A 16,491-nucleotide genomic window follows, 5' to 3' on the forward strand; every position below is an offset into this window, starting at 1 on the left:
TTCGTCGGCGACGACGTGAGGGGCCTTGAGCGTGACGTGGCGTCCACGCGGCCCTGACCGCCGACCGGCCCCAGGGTGCGCGGATGGTATCCACCTAGAGCCCGCCCGACACGTGTCTCCAGTACGCCGTGGGAAGGGACGCGGGCTCCGCGTGTCGAAGGTCCCCCGCAGTCGTCTCCAGAGGGGTAGCGCTCGTGTCCATCACCCGTCGTGAACTGCTGAAGGCCGGAGCTCTAGGGGTCGGGGCGGGGCTCCTCGCCGCCGCGGCCCCCGGGCGCGTGTCCATCGCCCCATCCGCGCCTGCGCTGCACCTGGTCAGGGTCCCCGGGCCCGTGTCGGGGCGCCAGGCGGCGATGCTGGCGACGCTCGACGACACGCACCGCATCCTGGTGGGCGGCGGGCGGGAGTTCCTGCTGTGGCCAGGTGACGCCGACGCGCTCGACGCCGCCGGGATCGCCTACGACGCCCTCGACGCGGACGTGCTCCGCGACGCACGCCGCGACCCGGGTCGGTCCATCGCCCCGCAACCCGGCGAGCGCGACGAATACCGCATCGTCGACGACTACCGGACCGACCTCGTGGCGCTCGTCGAGCAGTTCGGCCCCGAGGGGCTGGCGCGGCTCATCGAGCTGCCGACCCCCTCGCTGGTCGGACGAACGCTGTGGGGCATCGAGATCGCCGAGGATGTCGACCGTCAGGACGGGCGTCCGGTGCTGTACATGGACGGGCTGCACCACGCGCGCGAGTGGCCCGCGGGCGAGATGCCGATCATGTGGGCACACGACCTCCTCGAGGGCCACGGCACCGACCCGGACATGACCCACATCGTCCGCAACGCCCGCACGATCATCGTCCCGTGCGTGAACCCCGATGGCTTCGTGCGCTCGCGGATGTCGCCGGTCCAGGTGGACAGCTCCAACGACGTCTTCAACGCGGGCCAGTTGGCCCTGGGCATCTCCGGGCAGGAGAGCTACTGGCGCAAGAACCTGCGCTCGTTCAGTGGCGTCAACGTCGACGGTGGCGCCACGGACCGCGACAACCCCGACGCCTACGGCATCGACCTGAACCGCAACTACCCCTTCCTGTGGGGCGACAACGCGGGTTCCTCGAACCTCCAGGTCGGGCAGACCTACCGCGGGACCGCCCCGTACTCCGAACCCGTCACCCACAACGTCCGCGATCTGTTCCTCGCGCACACCCCGATCGCCGCGATCACGCATCACACCTACGGCGAGATCATGCTGATCCCGTGGGGCCGCAACCCCGCCGTGGTGCGCAGCCCCGACTGGGATCTGATGTTCGAGATCGGCGAGGAGATGCAGGCGAGCAACGGCTACGGGCCGCAGCAGGCGTTCAGCCTCTACGCCACGTCGGGCACCAGCCGCGACTGGGGGCACGCCGCCACCAGCACGATCATCTACACCTTCGAGCACGGCACGGAGTTCCACGGGCCCTACGGCTCGACCATCCCGCAGATGTACAGCGACAACCGTGGGGCGTTCATCACCTGGTCCCACCGCGCCATCGACCCCGCCTCCCACCTGGTCATCACCGGTCGGATCGTGGACGGGGCGGGCAACCCCGTTCCCGACGCCGAGGTGGCCCTCACGAAGTCGTTCGAGACCCCGACGGCTCAGGGCACCCTCGTGCCGGAGTCCGTCACGAAGGTCGTGCGTGCCGGCGCGGACGGACGGTTCGAGCTGCACGCGCCCCCCAGTACGCGGCCGCACCTGGCCGAAGCCGTATTCGGCGGCCCCAAGACCGAGCCGTGGCTCGTCGCGTTCGGACCCGCCGGCCTTCCAACCGTGCCGGTGGAGGCCGGGCGGGGGGAGGTCGTCGACCTCGACGATGTCACCATCTAGCGCGGGAGACCGCGAAACGCCCCGCACCGAGAGGTGACGGGGCGCTCCGTTGGTGGCTCGATCGTCAAGCCGCCTCGATGGCCTCGAGCAGGCCCGCGAGCGTGTCGCTCTGGGCCGGGTGACGCAGCTTGGCGAGAGCCGCGTTTTGCATCTGACGGATCCGCTCGCGGGTGAGGCCGAAGTGGTCCCCGATCTCGTCGAGCGTGCGCGTCTCGCCATCGATCAGACCGAAGCGCATCATCAGGATGGTGCGTTCGCGTTCGGAGAGGCCGGCCAGGGCACGATCGATCTGAGCTCGGGCGTCGCCTGCTGCGGCGGACCACGACGGATCCACGGCGTTGTCGTCCGGCAGGAGGTCACCCAGCGCAGCGTCACCATCCTCGCCGACGGGCTTGTCGAGCGAGACCGCGCGGGCCAGACCCTCGCGGACCTCTCGGAGCCGTTCGACGGTCAGGTCGACGCGCTCAGCGAGCTGCGCCTCGGTCGGATCCTCGCCGAGCTCTCGACGCAGGTCCTGCTCCGCACGCCGGATCTTCCCGCCGAGTTCCCAGACGTGCACGGGCAGGCGCACGGTCCGGGCCTTGGTGGCGATCCCGCGCTGCATCGCCTGACGGATCCACCAGACGGCGTAGGTCGAGAACTTGTAGCCCTTGCGGAAGTCGAACTTCTCCACCGCCCTGATCAGGCCGAGGTTGCCCTCCTGGATCAGCTCGAGCAGATCGAGGTCACGGGAGCCGTACTTCTTCGCCTGCGACACCACCAGCCGCAGGTTTGTCCGGACCATCTCGTCCTTGGCTCGCTGACCTTCCTTGACGATGCGCTCGAGGGTCGCGCGAGCGCCGGGGGTGAACGAGACACCGCTGCGGAGCATGTCCTTGGCGGCCTCGCCGGCCTGGTAGCGCTTGGAGAAGTCGGCTTCCTGCTCTGCGGTGAGCAGCTCGTGCTGGGCGGCCTCGTTCAGGTACTGGCGGATCGAGTCGCGCGACAGCCCCCGCGAGGGGACCTCGGGGACCTCGACGTCGCCGGTGACGTCGTCGACGACCACGAGACTCAGGTCCTCAGCGCGTTCGACCTGCTCGGAGACCCAGTCGTCGTGCTCGTCCAGCGGAGCGGCGAGATCCTCGAGCTCGGACATGAGGAGATAACCGCGCTCGGAAGCGCGGTCGAACAGCTCCGTCAGAGCGTTCCCGAGGGGTTCGGTCAGCGTGTCGGCCAAGTCGGTTCGATCCTCTCTGGTGCCTCGCGGTCGTACCCAGGGGTCCAGCATCGGTGCTCAGCACCGCTACCGGTGGCGCAGCCCCCGCCGGGTCGGACGGGGTGGAAGGTGGGTTCCCGACCGTTGGGACGGGCACCCCCGGCTACCGACAACCGTCGAACGGGAGACACGACAGGAACAACTCCCGTGGATGCCGGGCTGTTCCCCGTCGGCTCTAACGCACCGTGGTCAAGGAGGGTTCCACCACCGTCCGCCAGGCGCGCGCCTCCCTCGCACGCCTCTCGCGGAGCGTCTCGCTACCGCGGAGCGATCAGCAGCGACTGGGCTCCGCGGCCGATGTGGCCGTCCAGGTCGGCGATGCGGGTGGTGGCCAGCCCGACCCCGTGGGCCCCGCTGATCGTGCGGGCGTCGAGGCAGACCCACTCCCCGACGGGGTAGCGGTGCAGGCTCACGGTCAGATCCGGGTTGATGAACATCCAGCGGTCGAGCGGCAACGAGGCGCTGATGCCGTTCCCGGAGTCCGCGGCGATGAGCACACGGCCGAGCGGCGACAGCGGCTCGTCGGGAAGCAGTGGGTACCTGGCCCGCAGCCACATGGTGGCGGGCCCCAGCTCGTCGAACGCGGCGGCGCCCCCGACCGAGATGGCCTCGATCGAGGTGTGGTAGCCGACATCCCACGGCAGCGCGAAGAACGGCGCCACCGCGCCCGCCTCCGGCGGTGGAGGCGGAGGGTCGTCGGGCAGGTCGGCCTCGTCTCCGAGCTGGTCGGTGCGTATCCGCCACGCGCGTGCGAGTGCGACCGGTCCTCGGTCATCGCTCAGCTCCGCTTCGGACAGCTCGACGCTGCGGCCGGGGCGCACGACGCGGCCCGAGACCCGCAGGTGCCCCATGGGGATGGGGCGGAGGATCTCGACCGTGAACCGCGCCACGATCGCGTCCTCGATCCCCGAGACCTGCTCGATCGCGCGGCCCATGAGTGCCGCCGGCGGGCCGCCGTGCAGCGCGTCGGGATCCCACGGCCCACGTGCGTGCTCGGTCGCGCGGAAGCCTTCGTCGGTGGGTACGAAGAAGGCGTCGGTCATCTGCCGAACCCTACTCTTGACCTGCCTCCCCCAGGGCGGGACAGTTCACGGGTGCCGTGCGGGAGCCGTGACGTGTTCACCCAGGTGATCGAGGGACGGGTCGACGATGCCGCGGCGCTGCGACAGCAGCTCGACCGTTGGGTGGCCGACCTCGCGCCCTCGGGATGGCTCGGCACGACGGCGGGTGTCACCACGGATGACGACGCGATCATCATCGTGCGCTTCGCGACGACCGCCGACGCACAGGCCACCAGCGTCCGCCCCGAGCAGGACGCGTGGTGGCGAGACACCCAGCCGCTGTTCACCAGCCCCGTGACCTTCCGGGACTGCGCCGACACCGAGATCTACCTGGCCGGCGGGAGCGACGACGCGGGTTTCGTCCAGGTGATCCGAGCTGGTGTCGCCGACCCGCACCGCCAGAACGAACTGGCCCGCGAACTCGAGGCCCTGCTCCCCCGACACCGGCCCGAGATCATCGGCATGACCATCGCGCGGCACGAGGACGGCGGCATGACCCAGGTCGTCTACTTCACCGACGAACAGCAGGCGCGACGAGGCGAACGGGACGAGCCGACGGGCGAACTCGCGGGGATCCTCGCCGAATGGCGCGACCTGCTCGATCACCCGCGCTACCTCGACCTGACCGGCCCCTGGCTGTTGTCCCCGGTGCCGTGAACGCGGCGGATGCAGCGTCGCCAAAGGCCGAAGCCCCGGTGACGCTCGCGCGCCGCCGGGGCCTCGGTTCAGTGGCTCGAACCTCGCGGTCTGTCGCCACCAGGTCGAGACGTCGGACTGCGATCCTCGTCTCTCCGCCGGGCGGTACCGCACCCGTCGGTCGGTCGTGGACCTCACGACCTCCCACCCGGAGGTGAGCGGCCGATCAACGGCCCACCACCACGGTGCCGGATCGGGTCGATCTCGGTACCTCGTCTCCCGATCCTGCCTCTCGGTCCCTCCGCAGTGGTCCCGATCAGCAGGCCGGAACGTAGATAGGTCACCGACGTCTGTCCAGGGTTCGGGGGATCTCGGGGCGGCTCCGTGCGCGCTGCGACCGACACGTGCGCCAGTTCCTGTGGGCTTCCCTGTGGACGCCCTGTGGGAGCGGTGTGGGCACGGTGTGGGTAACCCGTGCTGCGCCGCGCAGAGTCGCCTGCCGTCACCCGTTCGGGAGGGCCGAGGACCGCACGCGTCCACCGGCGGTCCGTAGGCTGGTTCCACGAGAGGTGATGTCGTGGCGCACCTGCCTGATGGTGACCGACCTGCCCGGGGCGATCGTCCCCTCCCCCATCCCACCTCGACCGAGGATGCGGGGAGCGAGGACTCGTGGCAGCGCTGGATCGGACCCGCGGTCGCCATCCTCGTCGGCGCGATCCTCCTCAGCGGCCTGTTCTCCCCGGGCGCGGGCAACGAGGTCGACTACTCCCGCTTCCTCGACCAGGTCGAGGCGGGCGAGATCGCGACCGCAACCATCGACTCCGATGGGCGCATCGAGGGCGAGACCGCGGAGGGCGAGGCATACACGACGGTACTGCCCACCGCGACGGGGGATCGCGACCTGGTCGCGTTGCTGCGTGAGAACGACGTGGAGGTGGACGCCACCGCCCCGAGCGCCGGATGGTTGCAGGCGCTGATCGGGTTCGCGCCCTTCCTCCTGCTCATCGGTTTCTTCTGGTGGATGAGTCGTCGTGCTCGTGGGCAGATGGGTCAGATCACCGGGATCATGCGGTCGCGGAAGAAGATCATCGATCGCGAGCGCCCCGAGACCGGCTTCGACGATGTCGCGGGCTACGCCGGGGTGAAGGAGGAGGTCCGCGAGATCATCGACTACCTCCGCGACCCCCGGCGCTACGCCGCCACCGGTGCGCGCGGGCCCGGCGGTGTGCTGCTCGTGGGCCCACCCGGGACCGGCAAGACGCTGCTCGCCCGCGCCGTGGCGGGCGAGGCAGACGTGCCGTTCATCTCGGTAGCGGGGTCCAGCTTCGTCGAGATGCTGGTCGGGGTCGGAGCCGCGCGCGTTCGGGACCTGTTCGAGGAGGCACGCAAGCGCGCCCCGGCCATCATCTTCATCGACGAGCTCGACTCCGTCGGACGCAAGCGCGGATCCGCCGCCACCATCGGCTCGCACAACGAGCAGGAACAGACGCTCAACCAGCTCCTGGCCGAGCTGGACGGCTTCGATCCACGCGAGGGCGTCGTCGTGCTCGCCGCGACGAACCGGCCCGAGATGCTCGACCCGGCCCTACTGAGGCCGGGGCGGTTCGACCGTCGCGTCACCGTCCCACCGCCGCTGCTGGAGGATCGGAAGGCGATCCTCCACCTCCACGCGGACGACAAGCCGCTCGCGAGCGACGTCGACCTCGAACGCGTCGCCCGCGGCACCCCGGGCTTCAGCGGGGCCGACCTCGAGAACCTCGTCAACGAGGCTGCTGTGCACGCCGTCCGCGACGGCCGCGAAGAGGTGGCGCAGGCGGACTTCGACGCCGCGCGCGACCGTCTCCTGCTCGGTCGCCGCGACGAGGCCCTGATCCTGACCGAGGACGAGAAGGAGCGGATCGCCGTCCACGAGGCCGGCCACGCCCTGACCGCGGCGCTGCAGCCGGAGGCCGACCCCGTCAGCAAGGTCACCATCATGCCCACGCGCAAGGCGCTGGGGAACACGCAACAGCTGCCGCTCGAGGACCAGCGCCTGCACGCGGAGTCGTACCTCGACGCCAAGCTCACGGTCTTGCTGGGGGGCCGCGCTGCCGAGCACCTCGTACTGGGGGAAGGCTCGACCGGCGGCGCCCAGGACCTGCGGGGCGCGACCGCGCTGGCGATGAAGATGGTGTCGGAGTTCGGACTGTCCCCCCGCCTGGGACCGGTCGGCTGGGCATCGCAGAACGGCGAGTACGTCCCGGTCCCACTGCGGCAGCGTCCGTACGCGGAGGCCACCGGCGAGCTGATCGACGACGAGGTCCGGCGACTGGTCGGCGAGGCCGAGGACAACGCGACGCGGATGCTGCAGGCGCACCGCGACGCTCTGGACGAGCTCGTCTCACGCTTGCTCGAGGACGAGACGGTCGACGGCGACTTCGTGTACGAGCTCGTCGGACGCCAGGTCCCGCAGCGGTCCGAGTAGGGTCCCCCGGGACCGATCGAGGAGGGGCCCCCGTGGGCGAGACGCACGTCGGACCGGCGACCGGGATCGCCGCAAAGTCGGTGACCGGAGCCGGGGGGTGGGCCGTCGGGCGCGACGCCGAGGGCGAGACGTTCGCCGTCTCGCGGCGCTGCCGCCACCTGTACGCCGATCTGGCGCAGGGCAACATCGCTGCCGACGGCTGTCTCGTGTGTCCGTGGCACGCCTCGAAGTACGACGTCAGCACGGGGCGGATGGTGCGGGGCCCTCAGGGGGTCTTCGCCAAGGTCCCCGGTCTCGGCGCAGCGTTCCGAGCCCTCAGCCGCGTCGTTCCGCTCCGGCGCGGTGAGGTCGTCGAGCGCGAGGGCGAGCTGTACGTCCGCTGACGCCCGCTACGACGCTGCGGCCTCGGGTGGTTGGGGCTTGGACTGACCCCGTTGCCGGCGAGACGTCTCGGGGTACGCGATGCGTGGGTGGTAGATACCGACCAGCGCCTCGACGATCGAATCGCGTACGTGCTGCAGCTCGGCGAAGGTGAGGTCGGCCTCGACCAGCTGATGGTCCTCGATGCGTTCGTCGAACAGGCCGTCGACGGTGTCCTCGATCTCCTCGCGGGACAGGGTCCCTCGATCCATCGCCATCGACCGTGTCGTGGCTTCGCAGGAATCGGCGAGGAACAGCACCGCCGCTTCCTTGCGCCTGGGCTTGGTCCCCTTGTAGCGGAAGTGGGCCTCGTCGACCTCGGCGCCGTGCTCACCGGCCCGCTGCACCGCCTCGTTGTAGAAGTACTTCACCAGCGTGGTGCCATGGTGCGCCCCGATCGCCGCGACGACATCGGGCGGGAGGCGGTACTGCCTGGCCATCTCCACCCCGTCGACCACGTGGTTCTGGATGATGATGGCGGAGACCTCGGGCTCGATCTCGTCGTGCGGGTTGGGGATCCCCTGCTGGTTCTCGATGAAGAAGTGAGGACGTCGGACCTTGCCGATGTCGTGGTAGAGCGCGGCCACCGACCCCAGGAGCGCGTTGGCGCCGATCGTCCGGCACGCCCGCTCCACCAGGGTGGCCGTCATCACCGAGTGGTTGTAGGAGCCCAGCGCCTTGTGCTCGAGCTCACGGAGCAAGGGGTGGTTGCGGTCGGCGAGGTCCAGCAGCGTCGTGACCGTCGATATGCGGAAGATGGACTCGAAGAACGGCAGCGTGCCGTTGACGATGAGCGAGGTCAGGACACCGTTGGCGAACCCGGCCACCGCGGCGGTCCCGATGACGCCTAGTGGATCGAAGACGGCGGCTGTCACCACCGCGATGATCGGGTAGGTCACCATCGTCTGCCACGAGGCCCGTCGCAGGTCACCTCGCGAGGCGATCCGCGCCACGAGGGGAACGCTGAGCAGGACTGCGGCCGCCGCGAAAACCGCCACTCCGGGGGTCCGTGGCGTTAGGAGAACGGGGAGGAGGACGCCCGGGAGGACGGTCAGGGCACCGACGGAGGGGTTCACGAGGATGGTCGCGAGCATGGCGAACGCGCCCGCCGGCACGACGTACCACCAACCCGACTGCGTCGACTCGACGAGGAACGAGATGCCCGCGGCGAACAACCCGTAACCGAGCGTCAGCACCGCCAGCAGGAGCATCAACGCGGGGTTGGTCCAAACGATCCTCTGCGTGACGACGAGGAACGCGACGGCGATCAGGACCAGCAGCGCCACGATCCCGGCGGCCTTCGCGAGTTCGCGGCGAGCGTCCGTGCCCTCGAAGCCGACCTCCTCGAGCGCCGCGAACTGGACCTCGTCGACGACCTCACCTGCCCGCACGATCGGGCTCCCCGCCGGGAACGTGCGCACGACGTCGTCGACCTCGGCGGCCGCCCGGTCGCGGGCCGCCTCGGTCTGGGCCGGGTCGACCTGGACGGTGGGTTGCATGACGGCGCGGATGAGCGGGTCCACCACCGTGCTCCCGGAGTCGTCGGGGAAGCTGCGGAGCGCGAGCTCGATGCGGAGCTGCTCGTTCAGCACCCGCTCGAGCTGCTCCTCGGTGATGGCTTGCCGAGCCAGCTCACGCGCGATGTCGACCGTCTCGGGCTCGAGGAAGTCGAGTTCGGAGCTGGACAGGTCGACGAGCGCCCCGAGCACGGCGTCGTCGAGGAAGGGGATCCGCTCACGCAGCGCCTCGATCTGTTCCTCGCGGGACGGGGTGACCGGCTCCCGATCCTGGGCCGTCTCGGTCACCGTGCCATCAGGGTCGGTTGCGGCGGGGGCCGGCGCCGGAGCGGGGCGCCGGACCTCCTCCACCGCGGCGAAGACGTCCTGGGCGCGTCGGATGACGGTCGCCTGCGCCTCGTCGTCGAACACCGTGACGGGGTTCACCGAGTCGCGGGCGTCGCGTCGCGCCCGCTCGGTGGCGTCCTCGTCGATGACGCGCACGAGGTCCGCGGTGATCACCGTGCGCGGAGAGGGTTCACTGACACGGATGGTCTCGTCGTCCCGGAACGCCTGCAGGGCCAGCACGAGCGGCAGCACGATGACGACGAGCACGCTTGCGAGCACACGCATGAACAGCGCACGTCGCCTCGCCGCGTCCACCTCGGGCTCCCCTTCTCTCGTCCGGCCCGCCGCGGCCGGCACGGTTCGCGATGCTGCAGGGTACGCGCGCGGGAGGAGCCGGTGGCGTGCCGGGACCCGTTACGATCGCGGCCCGCGTCGTGAGAGGGCGACCTGGCCGGTCAGGTGCTGCTCCTGCTCGCCGTGCTCGCCCCGTCGGTGATCCTGCACGAGGTGGCGCACGGCGCGGTCGCCCTGCGCTTCGGCGATCCCACCGCGAAGGAAGCCGGGCGCCTGACGCTCAACCCCGTGCGGCACGTGGATCCGCTCGGGACGATCATCCTGCCCACGATCCTCGCGGTCACCGGTGGTGCGGTCTTCGGTTGGGCCAAGCCCGTCCCGGTCAACCCCTCGCGCATGCGCCGACCGCGCGATCACGGGTTGGTCGTCAGCCTCGCTGGCCCGGCGGTGAACATCGCGCTGGCGGTCGGGGCGGCGCTCGTGTTCCGAGCCATCGAGCCCGAAGGCGGGTTGGGCATCCGTGCCGACGAGGTCAGCCTGCGTGCGTACGTGGTCTTCTTCGGCCTCGTGAACGTGGTCCTGGCGGCCTTCAACCTCATCCCCGTCCCGCCCCTCGACGGCTCCGCCATCATCGAACGGTTCATGCCCGTCCGTTTCCTCGGACCGTGGCACCAGGTCCGCCAGTACTCGATGCTGCTGGTCCTCGGTCTGGTGCTACTCGTCCCCGGCGCACTCGACACCGTGTTCGACGTCGCCATCGACCTGTGGGCTCGCCTGCTCTGAGGTTCACTCGGCTCGCGCCAGCGTGGCCAGACCACGCACCGGCAGGGTGCTCACGGTCGGCTCGGCGCCGGAAAGATCGACCACCAGCGGCTCGCTCCAGGTAGGCCGTTCGACATCCGCGCTGCCGCGGGAGACGACCACGAGCCCGCCGACGGTATCGACGGCGCGGGGCGCGAAGCCTGCGTCGTACTGCTGAGGCAACCGCAGCAGCGTCGCGCCCGTCCGCAGATCGAGCACGACGAGCTCCCAGGAACGGATGACGCCGTCGTCCCCCGGGACGAGTTGCGTGTAGGCGAGCCTGCTGCCGGTAGGGTCGAGCGCCGGGTGATCGGGGCACGTGACATCGTCCGCGCAGGGCGAGCCCGGAGGGAGCGGGTTGTGCTCCACCTCGACCGGTGTTCCGGTCGCCGCGACGAACTCGAACCACCGCGACGCCTCGGCGCTCGTGTTCAGCAGGTACAGACCCCCTCCAGCGGAGACCGAGACCGGCCCGTACTCCCAGCCGCCGACCTCGAGGACGCGCCGGGTGTCGCCGGTCCCCACGTCGTAGGTGAACAGCTCCTCGCTCGCGTCCTGCGGTGTCGCCCCCCGCCGCACCGAGTACACCGCGAGGACCTGCTCGTCGCTGACGACGGGGCCGTGGAGCCGCAACGTCACGTCGACGTTGCCCTCGACGACCGGGACGGGTTCATCGGTCCCGACCCGTGCGTGGTAGATGGAGGTGTCCTCCTCCGTGCTGGCGTGGAAGCCCTCGGTGAACTGCATGAGCGCCCCGCCAGCCCCGTCGTCGAACGCGATCGCGGCCGGGTCGTGCGCGAGCTCGGTCGTGACGCCGTCCTCGTACCGCACGACCCCGCCGTCGGAGGCGACGACGAACCGCGGATCGGCTGTGAGGTCAGATGGCCGCGTGGTGGGGGCGCCGTCGCCGGTCGCTGCGGAGGTCGGCGACGAGATCCCCGCGCCCGGGGCCCGGTCCTCGGTCGCGGCGGGACCGGTCGGGATCTCGGGCGCGGTCGTGACCGGCGTCACTGCCCCGTCAGGGGCTTGCGAACCGTCACCGCACGCGCTGAGCAGCGCGACGAACAGGACGAGGAAGCACATGCGCCGGCTCACGCTTCGCCGATGTGCTCGATCACCTCGGTCCGCGGCAACTCACCATCCTCGTCGGCGCACGACAGAGCCTACGCGCCCCGCGTGCGGCGGCGAGAGGATCTCAGCGGGTCGGGATCCAGACCCTGGAGCCCGTTCCAGGCGAGGTTGACCAGGTGTGCGGCGACCTCGCTCGGCTCCGGCTTGCCGGTCTCGAGCCACCACTCCCCCACGAGAGCGACCATCCCGACGAGCGCGCGCGCGTACAGCGGCGCCAGCTTGGGGTCGAGGTCGCGCGCCTCGAACTCGGCCGCGAGGATCGACTGGGCCTGGTCGGCGACATCGTTGAGCAGGCTCGGGAGCGTCCCGGCCGAGGTGCCCACCGGTGCGTCCCGGACGAGGATGCGGAAGCCATCCCGGTGTTTGTCGATGTACTCGAGGAAGACGTCCACGCTGCGTTCGACGGCGGCGCGGGGATGTGGGGCGTCGCTGAGCGCATGGACCAGGGCGTCGAGGAGGCGGTGCACCTCGAGGTCCACCACCACGGCGTACAGGCCGTCCTTGCCCCCGAAGTGCTCGTAGACGACCGGCTTGCTGACCCCGGCCCGGTCGGCGATCTCCTCGACCGAGGCGGCTTCGAAACCCCGTTCGGCGAACACCTTCCGGCCGACCCCGATGAGTTGCTCCCGCCGCTCCTGGCCCGTCATACGGACCCGGTTGGCGGTCACCCGATCGCCCGCGCCCGCCGGGGTAGACGCCCGAGCCGACGCAGACGCTCGGGTGTGCCGGTCCACTTGCGCTGCAGGAGCGACGGCGACGGGAGCCGGATGTCACGGGCGAGGCGGATCCACGACAGCACGCGGATGAAGACCCACGCCGGGTCGAACTGCCCGCGGAGGAGGCCATGTCGCGCGGACGTGGGGAAGGCGTGGTGGTTGTTGTGCCACGACTCGCCGAAGCTGAGCAGCGACAGCACCCAGTTGTTGGTGGACAGGTCGCGGCTCTCGAACGGCCGCTCGCCGAAGAAGTGGCAGATGGAGTTGATGCTCCAGGTGACGTGCTGGAGCACGAACACCCGGACGACCGAGCCCCACAGGAAGGCGGTGAACGCACCCCACAGCGACCAGGTGACGAGCCCACCGATCAGCGCGGGGGCGACGAACGTGACGAGGGTCAGCCTCGGCCACAGTCGGTCCATCCCCACCATCGTCGGCTCGTCCTCGAGGTCGGGTGCCCACCGTTCGCCCAGGGTGGTGTTGGGCCGGAACATCCAGCCCATGTGCGCGTGCCACAGACCCCGGAGCGTCCCACGCAGCCCCGGTTCCTCGACCAGGTGGGGTGAGTGGGGATCGCCGTAGGCATCGGAGTAGGCGTGGTGGCGACGGTGGGTCGCGACCCACTCGATGATCGGGCCCTGCACGGCGAGGGACCCCGCCAGCGCGAGCAGGAACCGGACCGGCTTCGCGGCTTCGAAGCTACGGTGGGTGAAGAGCCGGTGGTAGCCGACGGTCACCCCGACGAGGGTGAACAGGTAGAAGGTCAGGAACAGGGCGAGATCGACGGCACTGAGGCCACGCCCCCACAGCAGCGCCCCGGCCACGGCCACGCCGACCAGCGGGCCGACCGTGAACAGCACGGCCATGCGCCGCTGGAACGCCACCTCGGAGGGGGTGGCGGGGCGGACACCGGGGACTTCCGGTGGACCTTCCTCGGCGAGGGCACGCGCGACGATGGGGTCGTTGTCGAGGGTGGCGCTGTCGGGCACGGTCCGTATCTCCGCTCGCTGGAACCTACGCCTCCGTAGGTTACGCCACCGTAGGTCGAAAGCGAATCGAGCGTGCGGACACCGGACCGGCAGACTCCCGCCGTGACCCACGACCGTGAGCCAGCCACGTCGGTCCGCACGTCCGCTGAGGCGGCACGTGCGGGGGCGGTGGACGTCACCCCGATCCTGATCGGGGTGATCCCCTTCGGGCTGCTGGCCGGCGTGACCGCCACCGACATCGGACTCGGCGTCCTCGAAGCCAGCGGCTTCTCGGTCATCGTCTTCGCCGGCGCCGCACAGCTGGCAGCGATCGACCTCCTCGGCCGCGACGCGGCGGTGCCGATCGTGATCGCGACCGCCCTGATCATCAACCTCCGGATGCTGATGTACGGGGCATCGCTCGCGCCCTACCTCGCGCACGAACCACGGTGGCGCCGTGCCGGCGTGGCCTACGTGCTCACCGACCAGTCCTACGCGCTGGCAGTGGTGCGTTACGACGCGGGCGAGCCGCTGCGCACACGCATCGCCTACTACCTCGGGGTGGCCGTCCCCATGTGGCTGTCGTGGCAAGCGGCGACGCTGGTCGGGGCGGCGGCGGGCAACACCATCCCCGAGTCGGTACCGCTGTCGTTCGCCATCCCGCTGATGTTCCTGGCGCTGCTGCAACCCGCGGTGAAGGACCCAGCGACGACGTGGGCGGCAGTCGTCGCCGGAACGGTGGCCGTGGTCGCCGCACCGCTTCCCGCCAACCTCGGTCTGCCGCTGGCTGCGGTCAGCGGCATCGTCGCCGGGACCACGATCAGCTCGCGCCGGCGAGGCACGGCGTGAGCCTGCGGGAGCGCGCCTGGGTCGTCATCGTCGCGGTCGGCGTGGGTACCTACGCCATCCGTCTGACGTTCCTGGCGCTGGCCGACCGGATGACCGCGTTGCCGCCCCGAGTGACGTCGGCGCTGCAGATGATCCCCCCCTCCGCGCTCGCCGCCCTCGTGGCTCCCGCGCTGTTGCGCCCCGCTGGGACGATCGATCTGGCACAGCCGCGGCTGTTGGCCGGGGCGATCGCGGCGGTCGTCGCGTGGACGACCCGGAGCGTGCTCGGCACCATCGTCGTGGGCATGGTCGTGCTGGTCGCCCTGCAGGAGCTCGGGTGGTCGTGAGGAACCTCAGCGGCTCCGCTCACGCCTCCGCGACGAGCCAGGTGAGGACCGCGATGTCCAGCACCTTGACGCGGAGTTCGTCCTTCACCTCGACTCCGCTCGCGCCGCCAACCACCGCATCGATGGTCGCACATCGGGTCCTCCGACGGGGCGTTGCCGGCCACCTCGGACCAGCCGGCCCGGCAGCTCGCCGGTGTGCTCGCCCTGCGCGTACGTGACCGTCCCGCCGACGATCGTCACCTTGTACCCATCGGCACGCTGGACCAGGCGCTTGCCGCCGGCGGGCAGGTCGAAGACCATCTCGGGACGACGTGGCGCGAGGCGGTCGAGGTCGATCACGTTGAGATCGGCGCAGTACCCGGGAGCCAGCACCCCGCGATCGTGCAGGCCGACCGACGCGGCGGTGTCGAGGGTGTGGGCCTTGACGAGCCACGGCAGGTCGATCCTGGGACCACGGCTGCGGTCGCGCCCCCAGAAACCGATCAGTGTGGTGGGGAAGCTGGCGTCGCAGATCGTCCCGACGTGCGCCCCGCCATCGCTGAGGCCGACGACCGTGTCGGGGTGCAGCAGCAGCTCGCGCTGGTCGTCGAGGGTGGCGTCCGCGTAGTTGAAGACGGGGAAGTACAGCAGCTCGCGTCCGTCGTCCTGCAGCAGCAGGTCGTAGGTCAGCTCCGCGGGAGATCGTTCCTCTCGTGCGGCTCGCGAGGCGACGCTGTCGTCGGGAGGCGGCTCGTAGTCGGGCGGATCCCCGAGCGGGAAGAGCCGGTCGTAGCGGTCCGCCATGAAGGAGTCGGCGGCACCGGCCTGCAGGATCCGCGCACGGCGGTCGGGGTCGCGGAGGGCAGCGACCTTGGCATCGTGGTCGAGCTGGCTGACCTCGGCCTGGTAGACGGGGTTGGCCAGCAGCGGGTGGAGGGTCGCCTGCAGGCCCATCAGGATCCCGATGCCACGGACCGCGACCTGCGCGCACATCGGAAGGCCCTCGTCGGCGGCCGCGGCGATGAGCGCGAGTTCCTCGCGCCACTGGCCGGGCACGACCGCGCGTTGGTTGAGCGAGACGTGGACCGGCCGGCCGGTGGCGGCCATGCGCCGGAACGTCTCGAACTCCGGGGCCAGGTCCTCGAAGTCGGAGATGAGCTCGATGTAGCCGCGCCCCGTGGTCCCCATGGCCTGAGCGAGTCCCACGAGCTCGTCTCGCTCGGCGCTGAGGCTGGGGGTCAGCTCGCCGGTCGACGCACGGTGGTTGATGGTCCTCGACGTCGAGAACCCCAGCGCGCCGGCGCGCAGCCCGTCGGCGAGCAGCTCGCCCATCCGAGCCACGTCATCGGGCGTCGCGGGCTCGCGCTCCGCCCCGCGCTCGCCCATGACGTACAGGCGCAGCGGGGCGTGTGGCACGAGCACCCCGACGTCGAGGTCGAACCGGCGACGTCCGACCGCATCGAGGTACTCGGGGAACGACTCCCACTCCCACTGGATGCCCTCGTGGAGCGCGGTGCCGGGGATGTCCTCGACCCCCTCCATCAGCTCGATCAGCGTCGCGTGATCGGCGGGTCGGACCGGGGCGAAGCCCACCCCGCAGTTGCCCATCACCGCGGTGGTGACCCCGTGCCAGGACGTCGGCGTCAGCTGTGGCGACCACGTGACCATGCCGTCGTAGTGCGTGTGGATGTCGACGAAGCCCGGCGTTACGAGGGCACCGTCGGCATCGACCACGCGGTGCGCTGTGCCGACCACCTCCCCGACCGCGCTGATGACCCCGCCGGTGACGGCGACGTCGGCGGCGCGGGGCGGGGCGCCGGTGCCGTCGAGCACCGTGCCACCACGCACGATGAGGTCGTGGGTCAGCCGCCGCTCTCCTGGAGGC

The 16,491-nt window shown here is 70.7% G+C and carries 14 protein-coding genes; 7 read left to right on the forward strand and 7 right to left on the reverse strand.

Annotated features, from left to right (window positions below; genetic code table 11):
* Window positions 1–194 precede the first annotated feature (194 nt).
* A complete protein-coding gene (locus KY469_01625; protein ID MBW3661771.1) occupies window positions 195–1,862 on the forward strand; it encodes a hypothetical protein in 1,668 nt (555 codons plus the stop codon).
* A gap of 64 nt (window positions 1,863–1,926) precedes the next feature.
* Here the strand turns inward: KY469_01625 and KY469_01630 are convergent, their stop codons facing one another.
* Together KY469_01630 and KY469_01635 are read right to left on the reverse strand one after the other, a co-directional pair.
* Window positions 1,927–3,078: a sigma-70 family RNA polymerase sigma factor gene (locus tag KY469_01630; GenBank protein MBW3661772.1), complete on the reverse strand. Its 1,152-nt coding sequence runs from the start codon at window positions 3,076–3,078 to the stop codon at window positions 1,927–1,929.
* Between the two features lie 296 nt (window positions 3,079–3,374).
* Window positions 3,375–4,160 carry a thioesterase family protein gene (locus tag KY469_01635; protein ID MBW3661773.1) on the reverse strand — a complete coding sequence of 262 codons (786 nt, stop codon included), beginning with the start codon at window positions 4,158–4,160 and terminating at the stop codon, window positions 3,375–3,377.
* A gap of 72 nt (window positions 4,161–4,232) precedes the next feature.
* On the opposite strand from KY469_01635, the gene KY469_01640 reads away from it, so the two are divergent.
* The 3 genes from KY469_01640 to KY469_01650 all read left to right on the forward strand — a co-directional run bounded on the left by KY469_01640 (window position 4,233) and on the right by KY469_01650 (window position 7,661).
* On the forward strand, window positions 4,233–4,835 hold the full coding sequence (locus tag KY469_01640) for a hypothetical protein (protein MBW3661774.1): 603 nt from the start codon (window positions 4,233–4,235) through the stop codon (window positions 4,833–4,835).
* 556 nt (window positions 4,836–5,391) lie between these two features.
* Complete coding sequence (gene ftsH / locus KY469_01645) at window positions 5,392–7,278, forward strand: ATP-dependent zinc metalloprotease FtsH (protein ID MBW3661775.1); 1,887 nt, start codon at window positions 5,392–5,394, stop codon at window positions 7,276–7,278.
* Between the two features lie 32 nt (window positions 7,279–7,310).
* A complete protein-coding gene (locus tag KY469_01650) occupies window positions 7,311–7,661 on the forward strand; it encodes a Rieske (2Fe-2S) protein (protein ID MBW3661776.1) in 351 nt (116 codons plus the stop codon).
* Between the two features lie 6 nt (window positions 7,662–7,667).
* Here KY469_01650 and KY469_01655 read toward each other — a convergent pair whose 3' ends face one another.
* Window positions 7,668–9,857 (reverse strand): HDIG domain-containing protein, encoded by a 2,190-nt coding sequence (locus KY469_01655; GenBank protein ID MBW3661777.1) that lies wholly within the window; start codon window positions 9,855–9,857, stop codon window positions 7,668–7,670.
* A gap of 144 nt (window positions 9,858–10,001) precedes the next feature.
* Here KY469_01655 and KY469_01660 point away from each other — a divergent pair, with 144 nt between their 5' ends.
* Window positions 10,002–10,619 carry a site-2 protease family protein gene (locus tag KY469_01660; GenBank protein ID MBW3661778.1) on the forward strand — a complete coding sequence of 206 codons (618 nt, stop codon included), beginning with the start codon at window positions 10,002–10,004 and terminating at the stop codon, window positions 10,617–10,619.
* 3 nt (window positions 10,620–10,622) lie between these two features.
* Here KY469_01660 and KY469_01665 read toward each other — a convergent pair whose 3' ends face one another.
* From KY469_01665 to KY469_01675, 3 genes are all read right to left on the reverse strand, one after another.
* Window positions 10,623–11,732, reverse strand: a complete 1,110-nt coding sequence (locus KY469_01665) for a hypothetical protein (protein MBW3661779.1) — start codon at window positions 11,730–11,732, stop codon at window positions 10,623–10,625.
* Between the two features lie 68 nt (window positions 11,733–11,800).
* On the reverse strand, window positions 11,801–12,415 hold the full coding sequence (locus tag KY469_01670) for a TetR/AcrR family transcriptional regulator (GenBank protein ID MBW3661780.1): 615 nt from the start codon (window positions 12,413–12,415) through the stop codon (window positions 11,801–11,803).
* A gap of 17 nt (window positions 12,416–12,432) precedes the next feature.
* Window positions 12,433–13,350 carry an acyl-CoA desaturase gene (locus KY469_01675; protein ID MBW3661781.1) on the reverse strand — a complete coding sequence of 306 codons (918 nt, stop codon included), beginning with the start codon at window positions 13,348–13,350 and terminating at the stop codon, window positions 12,433–12,435.
* A 225-nt stretch (window positions 13,351–13,575) separates the two neighbouring features.
* Between KY469_01675 and KY469_01680 the strand changes: the two genes are divergently transcribed.
* Both KY469_01680 and KY469_01685 read left to right on the forward strand, forming a co-directional pair.
* Window positions 13,576–14,301, forward strand: a complete 726-nt coding sequence (locus tag KY469_01680; protein MBW3661782.1) for an AzlC family ABC transporter permease — start codon at window positions 13,576–13,578, stop codon at window positions 14,299–14,301.
* Window positions 14,298–14,627 carry an AzlD domain-containing protein gene (locus tag KY469_01685; GenBank protein MBW3661783.1) on the forward strand — a complete coding sequence of 110 codons (330 nt, stop codon included), beginning with the start codon at window positions 14,298–14,300 and terminating at the stop codon, window positions 14,625–14,627. The genes KY469_01680 and KY469_01685 overlap by 4 nt, the downstream gene beginning before the upstream one ends.
* A gap of 84 nt (window positions 14,628–14,711) precedes the next feature.
* On the opposite strand, the gene KY469_01690 is transcribed toward KY469_01685, so the two are convergent.
* Window positions 14,712–16,472, reverse strand: a complete 1,761-nt coding sequence (locus KY469_01690; GenBank protein MBW3661784.1) for an amidohydrolase family protein — start codon at window positions 16,470–16,472, stop codon at window positions 14,712–14,714.
* Window positions 16,473–16,491 lie beyond the last annotated feature (19 nt).

The organism is Actinomycetota bacterium, from assembly GCA_019347575.1.
Classification (GTDB): domain Bacteria; phylum Actinomycetota; class Nitriliruptoria; order Nitriliruptorales; family Nitriliruptoraceae; genus JAHWKY01.